11 protein-coding genes and 1 riboswitch are annotated in these 23,066 nt (G+C 50.5%); of the genes, 8 read left to right on the top strand and 3 right to left on the bottom strand.

The window, feature by feature from the left end:
- The first annotated feature begins 753 nt into the window (after positions 1 to 753).
- The 4 genes from F453_RS0105380 to F453_RS0105395 all read left to right on the top strand — a co-directional run bounded on the left by F453_RS0105380 (position 754) and on the right by F453_RS0105395 (position 9,860).
- On the top strand, positions 754 to 3,540 hold the full coding sequence (locus tag F453_RS0105380; RefSeq protein ID WP_018967099.1) for a TonB-dependent receptor: 2,787 nt from the start codon (positions 754 to 756) through the stop codon (positions 3,538 to 3,540).
- Between the two features lie 57 nt (positions 3,541 to 3,597).
- Positions 3,598 to 4,947, top strand: coding sequence for a DUF4876 domain-containing protein (locus F453_RS0105385; RefSeq protein ID WP_026292468.1), 1,350 nt, complete (start codon positions 3,598 to 3,600; stop codon positions 4,945 to 4,947).
- A 433-nt stretch (positions 4,948 to 5,380) separates the two neighbouring features.
- Positions 5,381 to 6,889 (top strand): DUF6850 family outer membrane beta-barrel protein, encoded by a 1,509-nt coding sequence (locus F453_RS0105390; protein WP_018967101.1) that lies wholly within the window; start codon positions 5,381 to 5,383, stop codon positions 6,887 to 6,889.
- A gap of 46 nt (positions 6,890 to 6,935) precedes the next feature.
- Positions 6,936 to 9,860: a M16 family metallopeptidase gene (locus F453_RS0105395; protein ID WP_018967102.1), complete on the top strand. Its 2,925-nt coding sequence runs from the start codon at positions 6,936 to 6,938 to the stop codon at positions 9,858 to 9,860.
- Positions 9,861 to 10,480: 620 nt separating this feature from the next.
- On the opposite strand, the gene F453_RS0105405 is transcribed toward F453_RS0105395, so the two are convergent.
- Together F453_RS0105405 and F453_RS0105410 are read right to left on the bottom strand one after the other, a co-directional pair.
- Complete coding sequence (locus tag F453_RS0105405; protein WP_009236868.1) at positions 10,481 to 10,909, bottom strand: SufE family protein; 429 nt, start codon at positions 10,907 to 10,909, stop codon at positions 10,481 to 10,483.
- A 192-nt stretch (positions 10,910 to 11,101) separates the two neighbouring features.
- The gene (locus F453_RS0105410; RefSeq protein ID WP_009236867.1) at positions 11,102 to 12,349 is read right to left on the bottom strand and encodes a peptidase U32 family protein; all 1,248 of its coding nucleotides are present in this window, start codon (positions 12,347 to 12,349) and stop codon (positions 11,102 to 11,104) included.
- 52 nt (positions 12,350 to 12,401) lie between these two features.
- Here F453_RS0105410 and F453_RS0105415 point away from each other — a divergent pair, with 52 nt between their 5' ends.
- On the top strand, positions 12,402 to 13,436 hold the full coding sequence (locus F453_RS0105415) for a C1 family peptidase (protein WP_025789863.1): 1,035 nt from the start codon (positions 12,402 to 12,404) through the stop codon (positions 13,434 to 13,436).
- A gap of 291 nt (positions 13,437 to 13,727) precedes the next feature.
- Here the strand turns inward: F453_RS0105415 and F453_RS0105420 are convergent, their stop codons facing one another.
- Entirely contained in the window at positions 13,728 to 17,972 is a 4,245-nt protein-coding gene (locus F453_RS0105420) for a hypothetical protein (RefSeq protein WP_018967105.1), read from the bottom strand.
- Positions 17,973 to 18,120: 148 nt separating this feature from the next.
- Positions 18,121 to 18,306, bottom strand: a riboswitch (cobalamin riboswitch).
- Between the two features lie 302 nt (positions 18,307 to 18,608).
- On the opposite strand from F453_RS0105420, the gene F453_RS0105430 reads away from it, so the two are divergent.
- From F453_RS0105430 to F453_RS0105440, 3 genes are all read left to right on the top strand, one after another.
- Positions 18,609 to 19,529 (top strand): carbohydrate kinase family protein, encoded by a 921-nt coding sequence (locus F453_RS0105430; protein ID WP_018967106.1) that lies wholly within the window; start codon positions 18,609 to 18,611, stop codon positions 19,527 to 19,529.
- A 239-nt stretch (positions 19,530 to 19,768) separates the two neighbouring features.
- Positions 19,769 to 20,956 (top strand): FprA family A-type flavoprotein, encoded by a 1,188-nt coding sequence (locus F453_RS0105435; protein ID WP_009236861.1) that lies wholly within the window; start codon positions 19,769 to 19,771, stop codon positions 20,954 to 20,956.
- 316 nt (positions 20,957 to 21,272) lie between these two features.
- Entirely contained in the window at positions 21,273 to 22,451 is a 1,179-nt protein-coding gene (locus tag F453_RS0105440) for a dicarboxylate/amino acid:cation symporter (RefSeq protein WP_018967107.1), read from the top strand.
- Positions 22,452 to 23,066 lie beyond the last annotated feature (615 nt).

The raw sequence follows: 23,066 nt of genomic DNA on the forward strand, positions 1-23,066 counted from the left end.
CCGCCGTGTTAGAGATGTTTTGGACGGCTGTTCCAGTTGAATTGGAATGCAGTTCCAGTTAAGCTGGAACCCTCTTCCAACTAATCTGGAACAGGAGTCCAACTTAGCTGTAACAAGGCGGGAGCTTAAAAAGCTCACTACAAAGGCTTATCGGGTGGGGAACGAAAGATGGCAATTGAGGGTAGGAAGGGTGAGTGGGTAGTGGTGATAGGCTGTGGAACGAACCGCCTAGAGGGTGCTAGGCTCGTATCAAACGTTATGGGAATTTGGGGTGATAGAAACTCGTTATGCCAACTGCCACATAGTGGCGGTTGGTGAGATAGCCATCCGTTTTTATCTATTCTTACCCCAAAAGCATCGTATCTTATCCCGAATTTACGTAATGCCATATCACTAGTACGGCACAATTAACGGGAAAAGGGTGGGTGGGCGTTGTCTAAGCGTTCAGCGAAAGGGACAAAAGGACATCACGCCCACCAACGAACACGCCTGCCAATCGCCAGTTCATCGCCACTAAAAACCGTCGTAATCGCTATCAAAATGGAACTTGCGCACGCTCATCCGTAAGCCATATTTTCCTTCTATGCTCCTTGTTAACTCGTCAACTTATCAACCTGTTAACTGCAAGAAAAGCCTTTTTATCGTCTAAAATACCTACAAGTAGGTATTGGCCAAATCGTTATAAAACCCTAATTTTGCACTGCATATTATGCGTTTTGCACTTAACAGCATTTAGAAAAAGGACAAAAAGATATGAAGTTTCCCACACGAATTCTATGGGGAGGAATACGTGTTCTGGTCTTGTTCATGGCTTTGGCGGGCCCTTGTGGCCTGTTCGTGTACGCCGAAACCACCGACGAGAACATCTCATTGACCATTACCGACCGCGACGGACACGCCTTGCCCTATGCTACAGTTATCGTAGAGAGTGCCGCGCTGACATATACTGCCGACGCGCAAGGCCGACTTCGCCTCAAAGCAGCACTGTTTTCGGGCAAGGGAACGCGGCTAACGGTGTCGTATCTGGGAAAAGCCACACGCCAGTTAACCATTACGCACGATGCCGTGGCGAAAGACAAGAAGATAAATATCGCACTAGACGACAACAACCTTTACCTGAAAGACGTGCAGGTGAACGCCACACGCGCACCACGACATAGCAATTCGTCGATGCTGATACAACGAAACACCATCGACAACATACAAGCTTACAGTCTGGCCGATATTGTTCAGGCCCTGCCAGGCAAAGCAATCCTCAACACCGACATGCACAACGCCAGCTTCCTAACCCTGCGTTCGGCTCTGCAAGGCGACCTGCAAAACCCACTTGATGCCTATTCGCGCAACAAACTTAACGACTATGTGCGCAATGCCGCCTTTGGTATTGCCTACGTGGTAGACGGTACGCCCCTCTCGAACAACACCAATATGCAGCTCGACAGCTACGGAAAGTGGGGCGGCATCAAAATGTTCGATCGCCGTTTTAATACCGATAACAACGAGAATGTGGGCAGCGGAAACGACTTGCGCCTTATTCCCGCCTCGTCGATAGAGAGCGTTGAGGTTATATCGGGCGTTGCTCCTGCCAAGTATGGCGACCTAAGTAACGGTGCCGTAATCATCAATCGCCGCGCGGGACTTACGCCTTTCTACGGTAGCGTTAAGGTGCAATACGACATTTTCAATGCTTCGCTGGGCAAAGGTTTCGCCCTTGGCGAGCGTTGGGGCATGCTCAACCTCAACGTAGACTATCTGCACAGCACCCGCGACAGGCGCGACAAGCTGAAGACAAACGCCAACATCGCCCTCAACGCCACGTGGACACACACCATTAGTAGGGCATTGGCATGGGAAAACACCCTCTCGGCCGACTTCTCTAAAAACGTTGACGGACTGAAAAGCGACCCCGACGCAACGCTTAATCGCACCCGAACCGACCAGCAAAACCTGCGTTTGGCCCTGCGTGGTGCGCTTTCGCCCCAGCATAACGCACTTATCGACGGCATCGACTATAACTTTTCGCTCTCCCTGTCGCACCAATACGACATGCATGAAGAGTTTATCGCCAACAACAGACTGAACCTTATCACCGACGCTTACACCAACGGACTGCACGAAACCGATGTTGCGCCACCTTATTACACGGCCCTTTTGGAGATAGACGGCAAGCCCTTGGCCCTCTCAGCCAACGTGGAAGCACGACGGACACTAAAATGGAGTAGCGCAACACACACGCTTAGTCTGGGCGTTTTTGCACGACACGAGGCCAATCATGGGCGCGGAAAGATTTTCAACGCAGAGACTCCGTTCTACGATGGCGGACAAGGCGGACGCGGCGACCGCTCTTATCAATACCGAAACCGCATCAAATTGAACCAATACGGCATGTATCTGCAAGACAAGTTGGTGTTGCCCACGGCTCACGGAACGTTAAGCACAACGGCAGGCCTACGTCTTGAATACCAAAACCAACGTTTCGCAGCCTCTCCACGCATTAATATGATGTGGGCGTTAGACAATGGTTTGAGCTTCAACGCAGCCTACGGCATCAGCTATAAAATACCTGCCACGGCCTTTTTATATCCCGAAAACGTGTACTTCGATCGTCTTGTGTACAGCAATTACAGCAACAACGCCAACGAGCGGCTCTTTATGTACAAAACCAAAGTGGTTAATCCCACCAACCCCAACCTGCTTTCGCCCTACACCCACAACTTCGAGGTAGGCACATCATACGCCAATGCCAACTTCAACACTTCGCTAACGGGCTATCTCAAGATAGACTTGCGCGGCATTAGTTCAGAAGCTGTGCTCGATACGATGTGGGTTCAGCATTACGAAACGGTATCGCAGCCGCCCAATCAACGGCCCATTTATGCGCCAAAGGGCGACCCCCAACTCATCATCGACTATTATTTTACGCCCCGCAACCTGCTTTATAGTCGCAATGCGGGTGTAGAATGGATTGGTAACATACGCGATATCAAGCCCTTGGGCTTAGGCGTTAACTTCTCGGTGGTTTACAATTACAGCCTTTACCATCAGCAGGGTGAACGCGTGGGCACGTCTATCGACCTCGACAAAGAGGCCGTTTCGGGCATCTACGCTCCTACGAAGAACAGTTCGCACGAACTTATCTCCACCCTAAGCCTCACCAAACAGATACCCACCCTTGGCTTGATATTCAACCTGCGCTTGCAAAACTTCTGGTTCAGGCACTTCAATCGTCATGGGTTCGACATTTATCCCATCGGCTATATCGACCAAAACTTCCGTCGTGTGTACCTAGATGAGCAGCAACGAAAGGACATTCGCTGGACGTATCTGCGACTAAAAGACAACGAACCCGTAAATATTTCGCAGCCAATCATCGTTCCCAACTGTCATCTTCGCGTGTCTAAGGAGATTGGCAAGCAGCTACGCCTGTCGTGCTATATAAATAATGTGTTTAATTATCGCCCTTGGGTAGAACGCCAAGGCGAACGAATATACTTTAATCAGCCGCCAACGGTGAGCATGGATGTTAGCTACAAGTTCTAAGTGGCCTTGCATTCGGCTCTCCATAAGCGACATAAACCACAACAAATACACAACAAAATGAAACAGACAAGACGTTGGGGCAACCGCATCGCCCTATTACTGACAATGGCCATGGCCGTTTTCTTCACAGCTTGTAGCGAAGACGAGACACCCGAGGTGTCAAGCGCTTCGGTGAAGGTGAACGTGAAAATCGACAAGGCTTTTGAAAAAGCCAAAGCCCAGAAGGTTGCAATTACCTTGCGCAACACTAACACAGGCAAAGAAACTGCTTACGAAACCACCATCAATGGTACGGTGCAGTTGCCCAATCTGCCTGTAGACATGTACGACATAACGGCTAGCTACACCCTGCCTGCCAGTGAGTACAGCGAAATAACAGGCGAAAAGAGCACCGAAGATGTGCTTTTCTCGGCCGCTGCAACGGGTGTACAACTGCAACCCAACAAGGAAACGACCATCGATTTGGAGCTAACCACATCCACAACCGATAATTTCGTTCTCAAAACCATCTATTATGCGGGGTCGGATAGCAAGAAAGCAGCAGGCGAAGACGATCGTTTTATCGAGATTTACAACAACTCTTCGCGCACACTTTACGCAGATAGCCTCTGTCTTGCACTCACAACGATGAACCGTTACGGCTTTTTGGCAGATGGAAAGCCGCATCCTTGGAAGGATAAGAATATATATATAACCTCTAATGGCACGTTCGATTGGAGCAAATCAGAAGGTATGGCCGACACCGAAGGCGCTAACAGCAAGTACGTTTACGGCGATGTAGTTATCATGGTGCCTGGTTCGGGCAAGGATTATCCGGTTAAACCGGGTGAAAGTTTCATCATCGCACCCTTCGCCCAGAATTATAAAGAGCCCTTTACTACATCATCGGGCAAGCAAGTTACACCCGAATGGCCCGACTCAACACTCGACCTAAGCAAGGCAGAGTTTGATGTTGTGTACCCCGGCTACGAGGTATTGGATAACAAGAGCGCCGCAAACATGGTGATTATAAAGAAAGGTAGCAACAAATACATGCGTCCTTCGCGCAACGGTAAAGAGGGATACGTCATCTTCCGCCATCCTTCTCCCAGCAAGTTACCCGAATATCGCCGTCCATATATCGACGCGAAGAAGGGTAATCACTTCACTTACATGCAAATTCCAAATGCTTCTATCATCGATGCCGTTGAGGTTATCAACCCCAATGCCGATGGTTATGTGTCGCCAAAGGCTTTCCAAAAGTCGCTCGATGCTAGCTATGCCTTCTCCAAACCCGATTACAGCTTCCGCTGTATCACACGTAAGGTGAGCCGAGTGAATGATGGTCGCCGTATATTACAAGACCTCAACAACTCTGCACTCGACTTTGTTCAGATGATTCCAAACCCTAAGGCGTTTGCAAAATAAAGGAGTTAAGGAGTTCTTTTTAGGAGTTAAGGAGTTATGGAGTTAAGGAGTTAAGCCAATAGCTTATGTAATCAATGGCAACTAACTTGTTTGCTAACCAACTCTAAAAGTAGTAAAGTAGTAAGGGAGTTAAGGAGTTAAGCCAATAGCTTATGTAATCAATGGCAACTAACTTGTTTGCTAACCAACTCTAAAAGTAGTAAAGTAGTAAGGGAGTTAAGGAGTTAAGCTAATAGCTTATGTAATCAATGGCAACAAACATGTTTGCTAACCAGCCCACTAGCCTTTCAATTGGTTTGTAACAACAAGGCATTTGGCTTAACTCCTTAACTCCATAACTCCTTAACTCCTCAAAAAATAACTCCTTAACTCCTCAAAAAAAGTCCTTAACTCCTAAAAATAACTCCTTAACTCCTAAAAAAAACTCCTCCCCATGCTTCTACTCGTTCTGCTTGCGTTGTTCTCTACGCCTGCATCCGCTCAAGATTCGATCGCACGCTTTGCCGTTCCAACTCCCCAAGAGTGGCAACAGCACCACCAAACCATGGCTTCGCCCCTAGGCATTTACTTGCTACCGGCACAGAGCTATGGCTATACTTCGGCGACTTTTACGCACGAACGAGGCCCTTTAATGCGTTTGCAGACACCCGAAAAAGATACGAATCTGCGACTCTCGTCAATGGGTGTGTACACGTCTAACCGTTGGCGACTATATGGGGAATTTGCCTACAACCGACAATTTGCCGATAGTGTGGGTTGGCTACTTAGCGAAACGCCACGCCTGGGCATGCCTTACTACTTCGCTTCGCCACGCAAAGGCAACTGGCTAAACGAAACCTACCAACTTAAAGGCGCAGCCAATTATCGCCTTTCGAACCTGCTCGACCTCGGTGCAGCACTGCAAATAAGGTATCATAAGGGCGCTCGCAGCAACGACCCACGCCCTTCTACCGAGAGCTTTTACTCGCGTTATCACCTCAATGTGGGCCTAAACCTCGCCCCCGTACATATCTCTATGGCGGCAGGAATGGTCTACGGAACAAGCGATAACAACCTAATCTACGTGAACGAGAATAACGATCGCATCGACCGATTGGACTTTATGGCCTACGAACTGATGGGATTTGGCATGCACCGAAAGACAGGTAAGCTGCAAAACCGCGAGATGCAAGCCAACACCTACGGGCACGAGCTGTCGCTGCAAGCAAGCTTCACCCGGAACGAAACAATGCTTTGGGCGCGCGCCAGCTATCTTGCGCAACGCGACAGCATACGCCGAAGCCGAACAAAAAACGTGTCGGCCAACCTCCTTTCCACCTATAACGTTCGCCAAACGAGCATTCTCGCAGGGCTAGTTCATCCCCTTTCGCCCGCCCTTCGCCTGCAAGCCACGGCCCACGCACACTTTACCAAGGGGTGGGATAGGCTGGATAACATCCTCGGCGGACAAAAAAACTACGTCTATAACCATCGCGACATCGGTCTGCACGCCTTGCTCTACCATCGTTTTACCTCGCAACGGCTCGACCTGTTTGCGCTCGAAGCCACCGCCGAACACGAGAAACGACAAGACGGATCCACGCAACACACCCTCGTTCGCGATGCCTTCCACCTCGCCGCAGCCTATCGTTCGCAACTCCCCTTGCCCCGAAACTTCGCCTTTTTCTATGGCGCAAGTCAAGCATTCGCCCTGCCCAAGGCCTCGCTAAACTATCCCTCTACGCAAGAAACGGTGTTCTCCACCCAACTGGCACTTCCCTTGCAACATTTCTACGCCACGTCTACGGCCTGCACACGCATAGAGATGGGTACGGCAAAGCGTTTCGCCCACTATCAGCTAACGCTCTCCTTAGCCTATCAATTGGGCTATGTGCTTAAAGCCCAACCCACTATTCACGGCACGCGCCACAACTTCGAGGCCGCCCTAGGCTTGGCTTTCTAGCGGGGCACAGTCCTATATCAAACAGCGATAACACCCCTTTGCGGAAATGAAAAAATACCTCTTTATCCTTGCTCTCGCCCTGTTTGCCCTTTCGGCAAACGCCAAACGCACACAGGCAACACTGTCTACCGACCCCAACCTGCATGTGGGCAAGTTGCCAAATGGCCTTACCTATTATATACTTCGCAACAACACACCCCCCAATCGCGCCAATTTCTACCTCGCCCAATGCGTTGGCTCGCTGCAAGAAACCGAAAACCAACGCGGCTTGGCCCACTTCTTAGAGCACCTTTGCTTTAACGGCACGCGCCATTTCCCATCCAATACGCTCGTGGCTTACCTCGAATCGCTTGGCCTCAAATTTGGTCAGAACATCAATGCCTATACTGGAATGGAGCGCACCGTCTATCATCTCAACAACGTTCCCACAGCGCGCGCCTCGGCCTTAGACAGCTGTCTGCTTGCACTTCGCGACTGGGCGTGCGACATTTCGTTTGCTCCCGAAGAGATAAACAAGGAACGTGGCGTGATACGCGAAGAGTGGCGACAACGCAATTCGGCCACGGCACGCATGATACAACGCAATCTTGAACGCCTTTACCCCAACAGTTTGTACGCTCGTCGCACGCCAATAGGCCTGATGGAGATAATCGACACCGTTGGCTCATCCACGCTTCGGCAATATTATCACCGATGGTATCACCCCAAAAACCAGGCCGTTATCGTGGTGGGCGATGTGGATGTGGCGCGCACGGCCAAACGTATCGAGGCGCTTTTCGCCCCCATACGTCCCACCAAAGCTGCGCGCCGACCCGCCATTGTGCCTGTTGCCGACAACGCCAAGCCCATTGTCGTGGTAGATAGCGATGCCGAACAGCGCACCACGCTTGTGCAGGTGTTTTGCAAAACGCCACCCATAACGCCCGCCGAGAAACCTACACGCAGTTACTACGCCCTGTTGGCGCGCCGCAGCTTGATGATGTCGATGCTGCGCATGCGCCTTGCCGAGCAGGTGGTTAAACCCCAATGCCCCTTCACACAAGCAGTGGTGGGCTATGGCGTATATCTCTATGCCTCCTCAAAATACGCCTTCCAAGTAACCATTATGGCCAAAGACGGACAGGCGCAGGCTGCCACACAAACTGTGATGACCGAGCTATGGCGCGCTGCCAAGCATGGGTTTACGCCTGCCGAACTGGCTCGTGCCAAGGCCGAAGAACGCAATATCATCGAACGGCAGTATGCTGCGCGCAACGAAGTGGGCAATAATTACTTGGGCAACCAACTGGTGGAACACGCCCTAAGCGGTGAACCGATGCCCTCGCCCGATGTTCTTCGTCAGTTGCGAACAAGTATCGTCGATGCCATTACGCCTGCCGACGTGCAACAATGGCTGCGCAAGATGCTCCCCACTAGCGGCCGAAACCTCGTTGTTCTTAGTCTTAACCCCCTGCGCGAGGGTGCAAACACGCCCACCGAAGAGGGTCTTTTGCAAGCCGTTTTGCAGCCCGCCACGGCCAACATCACGCCTTACGAAGACAATACGCCCAACCAACCCTTGCTCAAAACCTTGCCTAAGGCAGGAACCGTTGTTAGCCAAAGCACCGAACCTACATTGGGCATCGAGCGTATTGGCTTGTCTAATGGGGTAACGGTGCTGCTCAAACCCACCGCCTTGCGTAAGGGCGAGTTGCTGATGACAGCCTTTGCGCCTGGTGGATCGTCGCGTTTGGGACAGGCCGACTTCGCCAATGTACGTTTCTTCAATCGCATTGTGGGTAGTAGCGGACTAGGTGATTTCTCATCGCAACAACTCACCAAGTTGCTCACAGGACAAACAGCCAACGCCAATCTCTCGCTCGATACCTATTGGCTAAGCCTCAACGGTAGTGCTGCACCACGCGATGCCGAGTGCCTTTTTCAGCAAACCTACCTCTATTTCACAGCCTTGCGTGCCGACCAACAGGCTTTTGATAACATCATGGCCAACAGCAGGGCACGCCTTAACCAAGTGGCAGGTTTGCCCGAAATGGCCCTTAGCGATTCGTTAACGGCCACCCTGCACGCCCACAACCCGCGTTTCGCCAATAATACGTTGGCCGATCTCGACCGTGTAGACCTCAATCGCATTCTCACCTTGGCGCGTCAAGGCACGGCTAACGCAGCAAACTTCACCTTCGTTTTCGTTGGCGACTTTCAACGCGACAGCCTTCTCGCTCTCGTTTGCCGTTACATCGCCTCGTTGCCTGCTAGCAAACCCTTGCTCGTTCCATCTCAACCTGCACCCATCAACGAACGCCCGCTTCACCATCAGGAAGCACCACAGGGCCCTGCGTCCGTCACTTCCGCTGCATCCAACGATGAGGCCACCCTCGTTGGTCCTATGCGCAGCGTGCAAACCTATGCTCGTGGCATCACGCGCAACCACTTCCGTCATGCCATGACCACGCCCAAAGCCAACGCCTACATCGTATGGTGGGCCAAGGGTACGCCCTATACGTTGGCTAATATCGTGATGGCCGAGGCAGTAGGTCAGCTGCTTGGCATGCGCTACACGCAGCGAATACGCGAAGAAATGGGTGCCGCCTACTCCACAGATGCCTCTTGCACCCTCGCCGCCGATGTGAACAATGCCTATCTGAAGCTATATGGCATCTGCCCAATGAAACCCGAATTGGTTGACAGCACACTTAACGCGATGCGCGCCGAGGCCGAAAATATGGCCCATAACATTGACCCCACGTTGCTCGAAAACGTGAAACGCCATCTCGCCAAACGCTTTGAAGAACGCGCAAAGCAAAATAGCACGTGGCTACGAGCTGTGCAAACGTGGGCGCAACAGGGCATTGACATCCACACCAACTATCTTGCCGAGCTGCAAAACATCACTCCCCAGCGTCTACAACAGTTCGTTGCACACCAATTAATGTCGCAAGGGAATAGGGTTGAAGTGGTGATGATGCCGGAATAAAGGAAAAAAAAGCCTCACCCCCAGCCCCTCTCCAAGGGGAGAGGGGAGTGATATGCGTTGTGAGTTTGTAAGTTTGGATGGTTGGTGTATCTTACCAATAAATACCATTTCCTTCCAAACAGCTACACACCTTATTATATACACGCGTGCGCGGGAGCACCGTTGTGTCTTCCCTAAATATTGAAGCCCCAAGCGGTAAACCTGCTTGGGCATCCTGAAAGATACGCATACATTCCCCAATAAAATAGCTCTTCCACCCAACTAATACAATTCCCGCCATGTTACAGCTATTTTGGAATGCTGTTCCATGTTAGCTGGAACATTGTTCCAGATGAACTGGAACCCGATTCCAGATAACATGGAATCGGAGTACAAAATAGCGATAACATATCTGTTCATGAAAAAGCATGTTGTAAGGGCTGTTTTAAAGGAGGGCAGGCACTTAACAACTGTACCACAAACTACGGGATCTTGTCGATTGAAAGCGATGTTCGTTCAATCGATCAATTTATTGATGAAAAACCGCTTGGGGTGTAAATAATAGGTAATGGTTTCCATATAGGACAAAAACCCACACCTATATGGAAACCATTCAACCTTTTTTCAAGGAGTTTTTTACCTTACTCCTTCGCTGCATAACCCAGGGCATAGGCCTTGATTTGCTTCACCATGGAGAGCAAACCGTTGGAACGGGTGGGCGAGAGGTGGTCTTTAAGGCCGATGGCATCAATGAAATGCAGGTCGGCCTGTACGATTTCGGCAGGCGTGTGGTTGCTTATCACCCTGATAAGCAGGGCAATGATGCCTTTGGTGATGAGCGCGTCGCTGTCGGCAGAGAACACAAGACGACCGTCTACGAGGTCGCATTGCAGCCAAACGCGACTTTGGCAGCCTTCGATAAGGTTGCTTTCTACTTTATACTTGGCGTCGAGTGGAGGTAGTTCGTTGCCCAAATCGATGAGCATTTGGTATTTATCCATCCAATCGTCGAATGCCGAAAACTCTTCAATCACTTCTTCTTGAAGTGCGTCTATATTTAATGTTGCCATGAATGGTTTGAGTTTTTGAGTTGATAAGTTAGGAGGTGAGTTGGTGGGTTGATAAGTTGATGAGTTTATAAGTTGATGAGGCGGTGGGTTAGGGCTTGAGTTTTTGGGGTGGAAAGACAACCAATTTATCTTCACAAAGCCCTCGTCAACGCAGTCACTAACGAACGTATAAGTTTATGAACCCCAAAAACGTTAAGCTTTTACTAACTTAAACACCTTGTCATTTGGTCGCACCTTGTCGGGCACAGGTATCGAAACACGGGTGCCTTTGTCAGCTTTCTCAACGGGGTTCAGTTCATACCGTATCTCTTTTGCATCGAAATACATCACGCCCGTTGTGGTCCCAGTTATCAAGAGATGGTCGCCAAGTTGCAATTCGCTTGCCTCAACGGCTATTTCGGCTACGCCCAACTTAGAGAAATGCTTGATAACCTTACCCACAAGCACCTTCTTTTCGGTGGCCTTATTGCCGTAGTGCTTGGTCCATTCGCCCATGGTTTGTCCCTGATAATAGCCATCCCAGAAGCCGCGATTAAAGACGGTGGCGAGCCTTTCGTCCCATTCGTCTTTCTTCTCTTCGGTAAACGACCCGTCGAGAACGCTGGCAATGGCCTCCTTGTAACATCGAACCACGGTATAAACATATTCTGGTCCGCGTGCCCTTCCTTCTATCTTGAACACCCGCACGCCTGCATTCACCATCTGGTCGATGAAGCGAACCGTTTTCAGGTCTTTGGGACTCATGATGTATTCGTTATCAATTTCCAGCTGTGTACCCGTCTCGTTGTCGGTAACGGTGTACGAACGGCGACAGAGTTGCACGCATTGACCGCGGTTAGCCGACCTATTTGCGTCGTGTAAGCTTAGGTAACACTTGCCACTTACGGCCATACACAATGCGCCATGGCAAAACATCTCGATGCGAACAGGCTGTCCGTTAGGTCCGAGAATGTGTTGTTCGTCAATTTGCCGATAAATGTCGGCCACCTGCGTCATGTTCAACTCGCGTGCCAGAACTGCCACATCGGCAAATTGGGCGTAAAATTTCAGCGCGTCGATATTCGATATGTTCAGCTGGGTAGAGAGATGCACCTCCACGCCCACTTGTCTGCAATACAGCATCACGGCAACATCGCTGGCGATAACGGCCGACACTTGCGCTTCTTTTGCTGCGTCTACGATGGTGTGCATCGTGTCGAGGTCTTCGCCATAGATAACCGTGTTCACCGTGAGATAGCTTTTCATGCCATGCTCACGACAAGTGGCGGCGATGTCGCGCAGGTCGTCGATGGTGAATTGGTTGGCCGAATGCGACCGCATGTTTAACTGTCCGATACCGAAATATACTGAGTCGGCACCGGCTTGTATCGCTGCAACAAGGCTCTCTCGCGAGCCTACCGGCGCCATGATTTCAAATTCTCTTATCTTGTTATTATCCATTTATTATTCGTTGCTTTTGCAAAGTTACGAAAAAATGGTATCTTTGCCTATCATGAACAGAATTATTCTCATGCTCGTGGCATTGGCCATGTTGGGCTCGTGCACTTCGAAAGGCGAGCGAAAGACGCGTGCGAAGTCGCCCACGATAGACTTATTGCTGAAAACCACGCCTGTAAAAGACCAGGGCAAAAGCTCCCTTTGCTGGGTGTTTGCCATGCTGGCCACCATCGAAACCGAACACTTGATGCGTGGCGACTCGGTAAATCTCTCTACGGCATACGTGTCGCGCATGGCCTTACGCCAACGTATGCAGGCCACGTATCTTGAACGTGGCAGGCACCCGCTGCACTTACGCGGTATGGCTTCTAATGCCCTGACAGCCATTGCCGACTATGGCGTGTTGGCCCACGATACTTATCAAGTGGAGAACAGTAGCATTTTTGGCGTGCTGACTAAAAAAGTTCAGAACGCATGCAAGCTGGCCATCGCCCAACACGAGGGCTTAGACCGACTGAACGAACATTTTGAGCGTTTGGCCGACCAATCGCTTGGCGCGTTGCCAAAGGCGCAATTCATGCTGGGAGCCGAATATACGTTCGGCGAATTTGGGCGAAGTGTATGCCGACGCGACGAATATGTGGGGCTAACCAGCTTCACCCACCATCCCTTTAACACGACGTTCGCCCTCGAAGTGCCAGATAACGTTAACTGCGATCGCCTGCTTAACTTGCCCATCGACACGTTAGTGGCTCTCGCCGAACGCTCGTTACGTGCGGGACATCCGCTTTGTTGGGAGGGCGACATTTCTGAAGAGGGCTTCAATTTCACCGAGGGGTTCGCCCGCTTGTCGCATCATAGCACCGCGCCAACACAAGAAATGCGGCAGCGTGCGTTTGAAACCTTCCGCACAACCGACGACCATTGCATGGCCATTGTTGGTCTAGCACACGATGCGCAAGGCAACCGCTACTTCATCATGAAGAACTCGTGGGGCACGGATAACGCCTTTAAGGGATTTATGTTCATGTCGTTCGATTATTTCCGACTTAAAACCATTGCGCTCTGGGCACAACGCGAGTGCTTATAGCGATATTAAAACAAGCACGGACAGGTAAGCTAGTGATAAAAGAAATCGGAACAATCGGAGCCGTTAAAAGAAGCTCCGTTTGTTCCGATTTGTTGTAATTTGTTGGATGGGCTTTATCCGTCAGATTGTTCTAACTTGTGCGATAAAGCATCCCACTTTTATGTTTCTGCTTTCTAAGCAGGTTCTAAAAATTGCCTTTACTGTATTTTTAGCTTCTAACTGAGCAGATAAAAGCCAAAAGGCAGTGAAGGACGATACAAGGAACAACGATTGAACCTTAGCGGGGAATTTTTAGAACGCGCTTCTAATTGCCTTGCTCCATCGTCCGTTGGTCCACGTTACGCGCACCACCAGCACACCTTGGGGCAAGTTTGCCACTTGCAAACTATCGGCATTTGCGGGTAGGGCGTGGCGCGACAGCAATATGCCACTCGTCGAGAACACCTCTACCACAGCGCCTTGGGGCACGTCTGCGAGTTTCAGCACACCGTTTTCTACACTCAACTTAATATCATCGGCCGAAGCAGAAGGCGTGGTTATGCCCGTAGGAGGCGACTGCCAAGCGTGTTCGTAAGCGCCAATGAGCGGCGTAGAGATGTTTCGGGCCTTACCAAGAATATCCGTTGACACCATCCCGGCTCGTTTACCGTGGCGCAATCCTTTTTCAGACATAGGTTGCAACAACACGTCTGAGGCAAACTCCACCTTATTATTATAGGCATATTGTTCGCCCGACAAGGCCATCCATGCCGCCAATGTGGTAACGGGTGTTTTTACATCGGCCAGCGCGTTGCCATTGGTGTAAAGGTTGTTGTGGTCTAGTTGCAGGGTGGCAAGGTTTTCTTTGCGTAGGCATTGGTAAACGGGGCCCTTACCATTGTTCTGCAACACGTTGTTGGTAAGTTGCACGCCCTCGCCCATTGCACCAAGGATAGACACCGTAACGTCTTTCTCGTTACCCTCCATACACAGGGTGTTGTGGGCGATAAGCAAGGCCGACGAGCCACCTTTGAGGGTTAGCAGCTTCGAAGCAAATTTCCTTTTGGCGTTGTCGGCATGCTTAACCCATACCGCGTTATTGGCGATGGTTGCCAATGAAGCAAGCGTACCCGACATGTTGCGCACATAAATGGCCGTGCAATACTCTTTCGTGGCCAGTCGTATGCGGTTACGCATAACCTGAACACTACCAGATGCGTCGATGTCGATGCCGTTAAAGTCGTTGTGAGTTGATGTTTCGTTCTCTATAATGTTGTCTTCCACCTGCGCACCAATCTCTCGAGCCACGTAAATAGCTTTCGCACCTTGGTTGCGTAGCACGTTACCTACGACTTGTCCGCCCATCTCTGCGAGAAGCGACACAAAGCCCGTGCCGCCTAAACGCACGCCCGTATAACCGCCTTCGAGCAGCGAACGCTTAAGCGTAAAGTAGTCGTTGTTGGCGTTGGCTACGTTTTTGGAGTACATGTTCACCAATGTAACCTTCTGTTGAATGTTCGTTGATTGGGGCGCATGTATGTAACAGTTGTCTACGGTTACGTTTCGGCTTTGGTTACGCAGGTGTACCACGCCCGGATAAGTGGGGTCTTCGGTACTTATTTCCAGCGCTTCGAGCGTGGTATAGTCGGCTCCGTCGATGGTTACAACGCCGTAATCGTTGGACATTTGGTCGGGGTCGTAGCCGCCTTTGCTGAAATGGTCGTGATAGATATGCACGTCGCCACGCTTTCCCGATGCAGCTCGTAGGGTTAGCGTGTTGGTGTGAGACATGCCGGGAACTTGTGGGATGTTCACCCTTTCGTTGTATTTCCCACTTTCGATGCTTATCGTAACGGGGCCATCCATACCTGCTTTCAAGGCATCTACTGCCCCTTGTATGGTGGTGTAGGTGGCATTTGCACCCACGTTAATCGTTCCGCTAATGCCTTGAGCAACGCTTGTGCTGGCCGTTTCGGTGGTTTGGGGCAGCACGGTGGTATTATCGGCGGTTATGTCGACAAGCGAAACGCTCACCGTTTCGCCCACTTTGGCCGTGGTAGGCACGTCCGTTGTCAGCCAGAAATGGTATTCGCCCGCCTTGTTAATGGTGTAACCGATTGGGAATAGTCCTTCGTTTGAGTTGCTGCTACCTACACGAGAGTTGGTGGCAAATGTGGTATTGAGGTCTGTGGCGTATATTTCAGCACGGTCGACGGCTGCCGTTCCTTGCCATGGAGCACGAATCTGTGTGAGCTCCAGTTCGCCTTTTTCGCCCGAAACGCTTACCACTACGTGCAGCAGGGGTATGTGGGTTTGTCCCTTGAACACGTTCTTGGGGGCAACCGACATGACTTTCACCGCGCTAATGGCGAGAGGTTGGGGCTTGATGGCCGACATCTCGAGGGCGAAACCTTCGGAGCCTACGTACTTACCCGTGGTGTAACGCAGGGTGATGGCTCCGTCGGGAGAGGTGGAAAGCAGTTTGTCGAACCTGTCGTTACGGCTAAAAGACAAGTCGGGCTTGGTCTTCTTCTCCGTTCCGAAATACACTTCCAGCTTGTCGGTAGCGGCTAACCCCCATACGGTGGGTTTGATGGCGATGACCGTTCCTGGAGTTTTGGGCACGAAAGTAATCTGTCCGTCGAAGCCCTTACTTTCGTTCTTGTCTTTTCCGCCATCGTCGTAGAGGGTGAACGTGGTATTCTCGTCCAGCTCAATACGTCCGTTATCGCCCTTGGTCAGTGAGCGTTCGTATTCCACGCGACGTTCTCCTGCGGGGTCGCCTTGCTGCACGGCGGTTTCGCCCAGCGATGTTTTAACATGGATGAGGGCTGCATCGAGTGTCTTTCCTGCCTGTGCATTGTTGGCCACATCGGCGCAAAGCAGCAGCCAGTTATCGCCTTCGGCCAGACTGAGGGGTTGCGAAAGGGCGATGGCTTGTTGTTGACTAAGGGCTGCCTGATCAATGGCTGCCAGCGGATTACCGCTAGGAGCGGCCTCGGGCGTGGCATTGGGTTGCTTAAATAGCTGCAAGGCAGTTATTGCGGGCAGCGAGTTTTTGAGGTCTAGTTGCAGGTTTTGCAACGTGATGGGCTGCAAATTGCCCTCGGTACGCAGGTTAACCAGCAGCAGCGACTGACGTTTAGCACCTGGCGCAACACCTTCTGTGGAGGCTTGACGCACATCTACGCCTGCCAACGACATAGCTTTGGGGCGATATTCGCTCACTCGGGCGGAGAAGCCTTTGGCTGTATGATGGCTATCATTTGGGTTGAACATGATGGTTAGTGCACCGTCGGCCGATTGCGAACGTAGCGTTTGGCCAGGTCCGCGTTGTTTATCGGCAGGCGAAGTTAGTTCCCATAGTATGCGCCCCTTGGTGCCTATGCCTTCATATACAATGAATTTTGCACGCACGCCTATGTCTGTTCGGGACGAATACATGATGTCGAACTTGGTAAAATCTATCTGGATGACGTGCCCCTCGTGAGCAGGCGTGAAGGTGGTGATACGGTTTTTGTCTCCGCCTTCGTAGTTATCGTTATATGTATTCTTTTTCGACATGAACGTGAGTTCGCCGTTCACGCGCTTTTGTCTTGTTCCTTCGAGGGCGAAAATTGTGTTTTCGACCATTCGTTCGCCTGTTAGCTGAGACGTAGAGAGCGTGTGCTCGCCATCAGAAAGTACTAGACGAGCGAGCGAAACAGAAATCGTGTTGCCGTTTTGGGCATCGTCGGCCACGTCGCAACCCAGCCAAAAGAAGTTGTCGTCTGAACGAAGCGCAGGCGTTGAGGCTACATCAAGCACGGCTTCGCCATTCACTAGCTTGGCCTCGGCTATGCGATGAGCGGTAGATAGGTCGGTGCCCGACGTGCTTTGGTATAGCTGAATGCCAGTGATTGGTCCGCTTGCCTTAACCGTTAGGCTGTTAAGGGTGAGCGCAGGCTCGGTTTCTTGCGTGCGAACGTTAAATGCCAAGAGCGGTTGTGCCTTGTCGCCAGCAACCAGCGGGGCATCTTGCATGTGCGAAATGGTTACATCGCGGAAACGCATAGGTTGTGGAGTGAAGAGGCTCACCACAGCTTTAAATCCATTGGAGGTAAAACTCGCGGTGCTACCAAACACCACGGTGAGTGCGCCTTGTGGGTTAGTGGCCTTCACGATGCGGGTAGAACCCTTGTGTAAGGTGGCCAAAAGGCGGTCGGCCTTTGCCTCCGTGCCATCGTAAACATGGATAAACTGCCTGTAAAGAGTGCCTTCGAAGATGTCTACCAGCTTGAAATCTACCTGCACCTTCTTGCCCGCCACTTGGGGAATAAAGGTCACACTGCTTGTCTTTCCATCCTTAAACTCGGACGAAGTCTTACCATCGGGTCCGCCATCGTCGTAAAAGTCGATGGGCGTTTCATCCACATTAATGGTTTTGGGCATAAGTTCCATGCGCACTTCCTTATTTTGTGCCGTTGCCAACAAGGGCGACAGCGCACAGACGAACAGAGCGCACAGAAGCACGAAAAGTCGATATTGCTTCATATTTATTGGGGTATTGATTTTCATTATCCTTTTGGTTACGGTGCACGCATCAGAAAAGCACGGCGCGCTTTGGCTTCTTTTAGGGCGAAAACGCATGGCTTAGCGAAACGGACATTGGGTAACACACGCTGCGATAAGCGTGCCGAGCGCGTTAGACCTAACCCAAGAGGCCGCGGAAACGCAAACAACGGCAGGTATTCTGACTTGTTGCCAGGCAGTAAACGTCTTCCCAAACGCAGGTTCAGTGACAAGTGTTTACGCCGCCAAGGGCAACTCACAGCAGCCGGACTGTACGGGTTTTTCACCCGTTTCCCTTTTAAACGCCATGCGGGGCGTACCTGTTGCTGATGCAAAGATACGAAAAATATATGGAGATAAAGGGTAAACAGGTCGGATTAGGCAGGGAGAATTGACGGCGCAAGCATATCAAAACAGATTTGTAAGATTAAATTAACCATGTGATTAGGGTGGCAAGACCAGCCAATCCAAGCAACTCTTACAGCCTCTACGCCCACCACTCACCTTTCAATTGCCCATTTCGCGCACTATACTTTGCCTTGTAACAAAAACTCATACATTTGTTTTGCCATCTGATTAAAATTTCGGATATTTGCATATTGTTTAAATATCAACCCGACAAAGAACATTCATCGAGCACATATGCGTAAAGTAATCGGAGTAGGCGAAACGGTGTTAGACATCGTTTTCAAACACGAACAACCCATCGGAGCTTTGCCCGGAGGGTCGGTTTTTAACACTATCGTATCGCTGGGACGCGTGGGAGCCGACGCCACATTTATCTCGGCTGTTGGAAACGACCGCGTAGGAGCCAACGTTATCAGCTTTCTTGAAGACAGTGGAGTGCATGCCGATTACGTAACGAAGTATGTTGAGGGACAAACGCCCATATCGTTGGCGTTCCTGAACGAGCAAAACGATGCCGAATACTTGTTCTATCGCGATAACAAACAACATAATCCCGAATTTGCTTACCCTGATGTGCAGGCCGACGACATCGTCGTTTTCGGTTCGTATTACGCCGTTAGTCCAGCAACGCGCCCACAAGTGGTGTCGTTCTTAGAGTATGCGCACAACCGCGGAGCCATCATCTACTACGATGTGAACTTTCGTTCGGGGCATCGCAACGACGTGATGCGCATAACGCCCAACCTGCTTGAGAACTACGAATACGCCGATGTGGTGCGCGGAAGTAGGGAAGATTTCGAGGTGCTTTACAAACTATCCGACCCCGCCAAGGTGTACACCGCCGAGGTGTCGTTCTATTGCAAGCGGTTTGTTTACACCGATGGAGACAATCCCGTTCAGCTTCGTGCCGATGGTGGGTTCTGCGAGAGCTATGCCATAAGCCCTGCGCAGCCCGTTAGCACCATTGGTGCGGGCGACAATTTCAACGCTGGATTTATCTTCGGCATGCTGCAATTGGGCATCACGAGACAACGTCTTATCGACGGATTGAGCAAAGAGCAATGGGACAAGATAATGAGCTATGCCCTCGCTTTCTCGGCCGAGAGTTGCAAGGGAACGGATAACTACGTGCCGAAGGGTTGGAAACCGGAATAGAGAGGCTTCACCCACAACCGCTCTCCAAAGGGAGAAAGGAGTGATAAGTGTTGCTACTTTGTCTCCTAAACCTGTTAGTAAGACAAATGTATAGGCAGCACGATAAGTTAAAAACAAGAAAGCTTGTCCACTCGTCAGGCTGTTAATTTGTTCGCTTGTCTCCTCTCGTCCACTCGTTAACTGGTCCACTCGCCAACTAAATTCACAAATAAGAACTCACAAACTTACAAACTCACAATATGATTGAAATAGTAAAAGGCACCTATTACGTAGGTGTTAACGACCGAAAGAAAGAAAAATTCGAAGGCCTGTGGCCGCTTCCCAACGGCGTTTCGTACAACTCGTACCTCATTGTTGACGAAAAAGTATGCCTCATCGACACTGTTGAGGCCGACTTCTTTACGCAGTTTATCGAGAATATTCGCGAAGTGATTGGCGACCGGCCCATCGACTATATCGTAACAAATCACATGGAACCCGACCATAGCGGTTCGTTCGCGCTGATGCGCCAGTATTATCCCAATGTGCAAGTGGTAGGCAATAAGAAGTCGTTTGACCTGCTTAAGGGGTTCTATGGCATGTCGGGCTGCGAGCACGAGGTAAAACATGGCGACGAGTTATCGTTAGGTAAGCGCACGTTGAAGTTCTTCCTGACGCCCATGGTTCACTGGCCAGAGACGATGATGACGCTCGACACATCCAATAACATGCTGTTTTCGGGCGACGCATTCGGATGTTTCGGTGCGCTTAACGGTGGATTGCTCGACAATGAGATAAATTGCGAACCCTTCTGGCTCGAAATGGTGCGCTATTATTCTAACATCGTGGGCAAGTATGGCACGCCCGTGCAGAACGCTCTCAAAAAGTTGGTTGACGAAAAGATAGACTATATCTGCTCTACACACGGCCCCGTGTGGCACGAACAGCTGCAAAAGGTGGTGGAAATGTACGACCGCATGAGCAAATACGAAGCCGAAGACGGACTTGTTATCTGCTACGGAACGATGTATGGAAATACCGAACGCATGGCCGAAGTTATCGCCAGGGCCGCCAGTCAGGCTGGTGTGAAGAACATCGTGGTGTATAACGTGTCGAAAACACACCACTCGTACATCATTCGCGACGTGTTCCGCTATCGCGGACTCATTGTGGGAGCACCCACTTACAACACAGGCTTGTACCACGAGATGGACGTATTGCTGAGCGAACTTTCTAACCGCGACATCAAGAACCACCTTATCGGTTGGTTCGGAAGCTACGGATGGGCCAGCAAAGCCGTGCAAAAGATTGGCGAATGGAACGAAAACGGTTTGCATTTCGAACCTGTTGGCACACCCGTTGAGATGAAACAGGCGCTCTCGCCCGAAGTGGCTGAGCAGTGTCGCGCACTTGGCAGGGCCATGGCCGAACGTCTTGCACAAGGTTAAGACAAGATAAGTATGCACCCTGCACTAAACTAAAAAATCGCCATCACTAATCGATGGCAGGCCAAAGTGGTGCAGAAAGATCAATGCAGGGGGGAAGATGTTTTCAACGTAGCTGATATATGCCGCACATAAAAAGAGGCGTGAGCCTTTAAGCGGCAGTCGAGCGAGCTACATGAGATGAGGCGCGAGGCTTTATTTGTGGTTGAAAACGCTTCCCCCCTGTTTTTACTTTCCATACGCGTAGACCCCCTTTTGACATTTGTTACATACGCAGTCTGGCCTATACGACTGCTTATCTTAAAAACAACATTTACCTATGAAGATTGGATTACTTGGGCGCATTCTCATCGCCATTGCCCTCGGCGTTGCATTAGGCCATGTCTTTACGCTGCCATGGGTACGCATTTTCGTTACCTTCAACAGCATTTTCGGACAGTTTCTGGGCTTCATCATCCCCCTCATCATTTTGGGATTGGTTACGCCAGCCATTGCCGACATTGGCAAGGGAGCGGGCAAATTGTTGCTGATCACCGTGGGTATCGCCTATGCCGACACCGTTATCGCGGCCATATTGAGCTATACCACGGGTACAACCTTTTTCCCCTCGCTTATCGGAAATGGTGCGCAGACACTCGACCCTGTGGAAAAATCGGCCGAGATATTACCTTATTTCACCGTCAATATCCCTGCCGCGTTAGACGTGATGAGCGCCCTTGTGCTGTCGTTTATCATGGGTTTGGGCATTGCCTACGGAGATCATAAGGTGCTCCGCGATGCGACCAACGAGATGAAGGCCATTATCGTGGGGGTTATCGAGCGCGTTATCATCCCCCTGCTGCCCGTTTATATCTTCGGCATCTTCCTCAATATGACCTTCAGTGGCGATGTAATGCGCATGATGACGGTGTTTGCAAAGATTATTGTAGTTATCTTCGCGCTTCACATTTTTGTGCTTATCTATCAATATCTCATTGCTGGCGCCATTGTGCGAAGGAATCCCTTCCGTCTCTTGGCTAACATGTTTCCCGCCTATCTCACGGCCCTTGGCACCTCTTCGTCGGCTGCCACCATCCCCGTGGCATTGAAACAAACTCGCAAAAACGGCGTATCCGAGGGCGTTGCGGGGTTTGTCATCCCGCTTTGTGCCACCGTTCACCTCTCGGGTTCAGCCATGAAGATAACCGCTTGCGCCTTTACCATCGCCCTATTAGAGGGTATGCCCACCGACTTTCCACTCTTCCTGCACTTCATTATGGTGCTAGCCATCTTCATGGTGGCTGCTCCTGGCGTGCCTGGTGGTGCTGTTATGGCCGCATTAGCTCCCTTGGGCAGCATTCTAGGCTTTGGTGAGAACGAACAGGCACTGATGATTGCCCTCTACATAGCTATGGATAGCTTTGGCACGGCATGTAACGTAACGGGCGACGGCGCCATCGCGCTGGTGGTAGATAAGCTTAACCGCAAGAAAGATGGCGTGAAAGAAGAGGCGGCATAAAGGCATAATAAGTCTGTTGCATCGACAATCAGCCTTGCGGTTGACCGATAAAAAGACGGCATTGCATCAACAAACCTGCGCGGTTGTTGGTGCAATGCCTTTTATTTTTTGATTGTTTTCAAACCCGTTGTTTGAAAAATAGGTGGTTTTTACACGACTATCTCGGTCTGTATCAATCATATTCCGTACCTAATAATGATGTGTTTACGCGCGCGTTGCACGCTTTTGTCTCGCTCCAAATGCTGAATTGAAGGTTCGTCAATCAACTTGGGAATCCTTAAAGTTCTCTGTTCGTCTTCTCATAAATACGTTTCGCTTTTTCCATAGATCAATTCTTCCACTCAATTAATACAAATCTTGGTGAGTTCCAGCTAAGTTGGAAGGCTGTTCCATGTCACTTGGAATGGTGTTCCAGCTAAGATGGAAGAGGGTTCCAACTTAGCTGGAATACGATTACAACATAGCTTTAACCCGACGGGTGTTGTGAAAGTCGTGTTTTAGAGTTTAGCGATGGCATTGCGTTTTCTTGTTAATGGGGAAAATGGAAGTTATAAAGTAGTCCTGTTCGAGATGATAATAAACCCGTAATTGGTTATGTATATGTAGGCGTTGTTG

This window comes from Hoylesella loescheii DSM 19665 = JCM 12249 = ATCC 15930 (genome assembly GCF_000378085.1).
GTDB lineage: Bacteria > Bacteroidota > Bacteroidia > Bacteroidales > Bacteroidaceae > Prevotella > Prevotella loescheii.

Bases quoted from the DNA above. Each gene is read 5' to 3' on its own strand.
- F453_RS0105430 (WP_018967106.1), top strand. From the start codon at position 18,609: ATGCGTAAAGTAATCGGAGTAGGCGAAACGGTGTTAGACATCGTTTTC.
- F453_RS0105405 (WP_009236868.1), bottom strand. From the start codon at position 10,909: ATGGCAACATTAAATATAGACGCACTTCAAGAAGAAGTGATTGAAGAG.
- F453_RS0105395 (WP_018967102.1), top strand. From the start codon at position 6,936: ATGAAAAAATACCTCTTTATCCTTGCTCTCGCCCTGTTTGCCCTTTCG.
- F453_RS0105385 (WP_026292468.1), top strand. From the start codon at position 3,598: ATGAAACAGACAAGACGTTGGGGCAACCGCATCGCCCTATTACTGACA.
- F453_RS0105380 (WP_018967099.1), top strand. From the start codon at position 754: ATGAAGTTTCCCACACGAATTCTATGGGGAGGAATACGTGTTCTGGTC.
- F453_RS0105415 (WP_025789863.1), top strand. From the start codon at position 12,402: ATGAACAGAATTATTCTCATGCTCGTGGCATTGGCCATGTTGGGCTCG.
- F453_RS0105420 (WP_018967105.1), bottom strand. From the start codon at position 17,972: ATGAAAATCAATACCCCAATAAATATGAAGCAATATCGACTTTTCGTG.
- F453_RS0105390 (WP_018967101.1), top strand. From the start codon at position 5,381: ATGCTTCTACTCGTTCTGCTTGCGTTGTTCTCTACGCCTGCATCCGCT.
- F453_RS0105410 (WP_009236867.1), bottom strand. From the start codon at position 12,349: ATGGATAATAACAAGATAAGAGAATTTGAAATCATGGCGCCGGTAGGC.
- F453_RS0105435 (WP_009236861.1), top strand. From the start codon at position 19,769: ATGATTGAAATAGTAAAAGGCACCTATTACGTAGGTGTTAACGACCGA.
- F453_RS0105440 (WP_018967107.1), top strand. From the start codon at position 21,273: ATGAAGATTGGATTACTTGGGCGCATTCTCATCGCCATTGCCCTCGGC.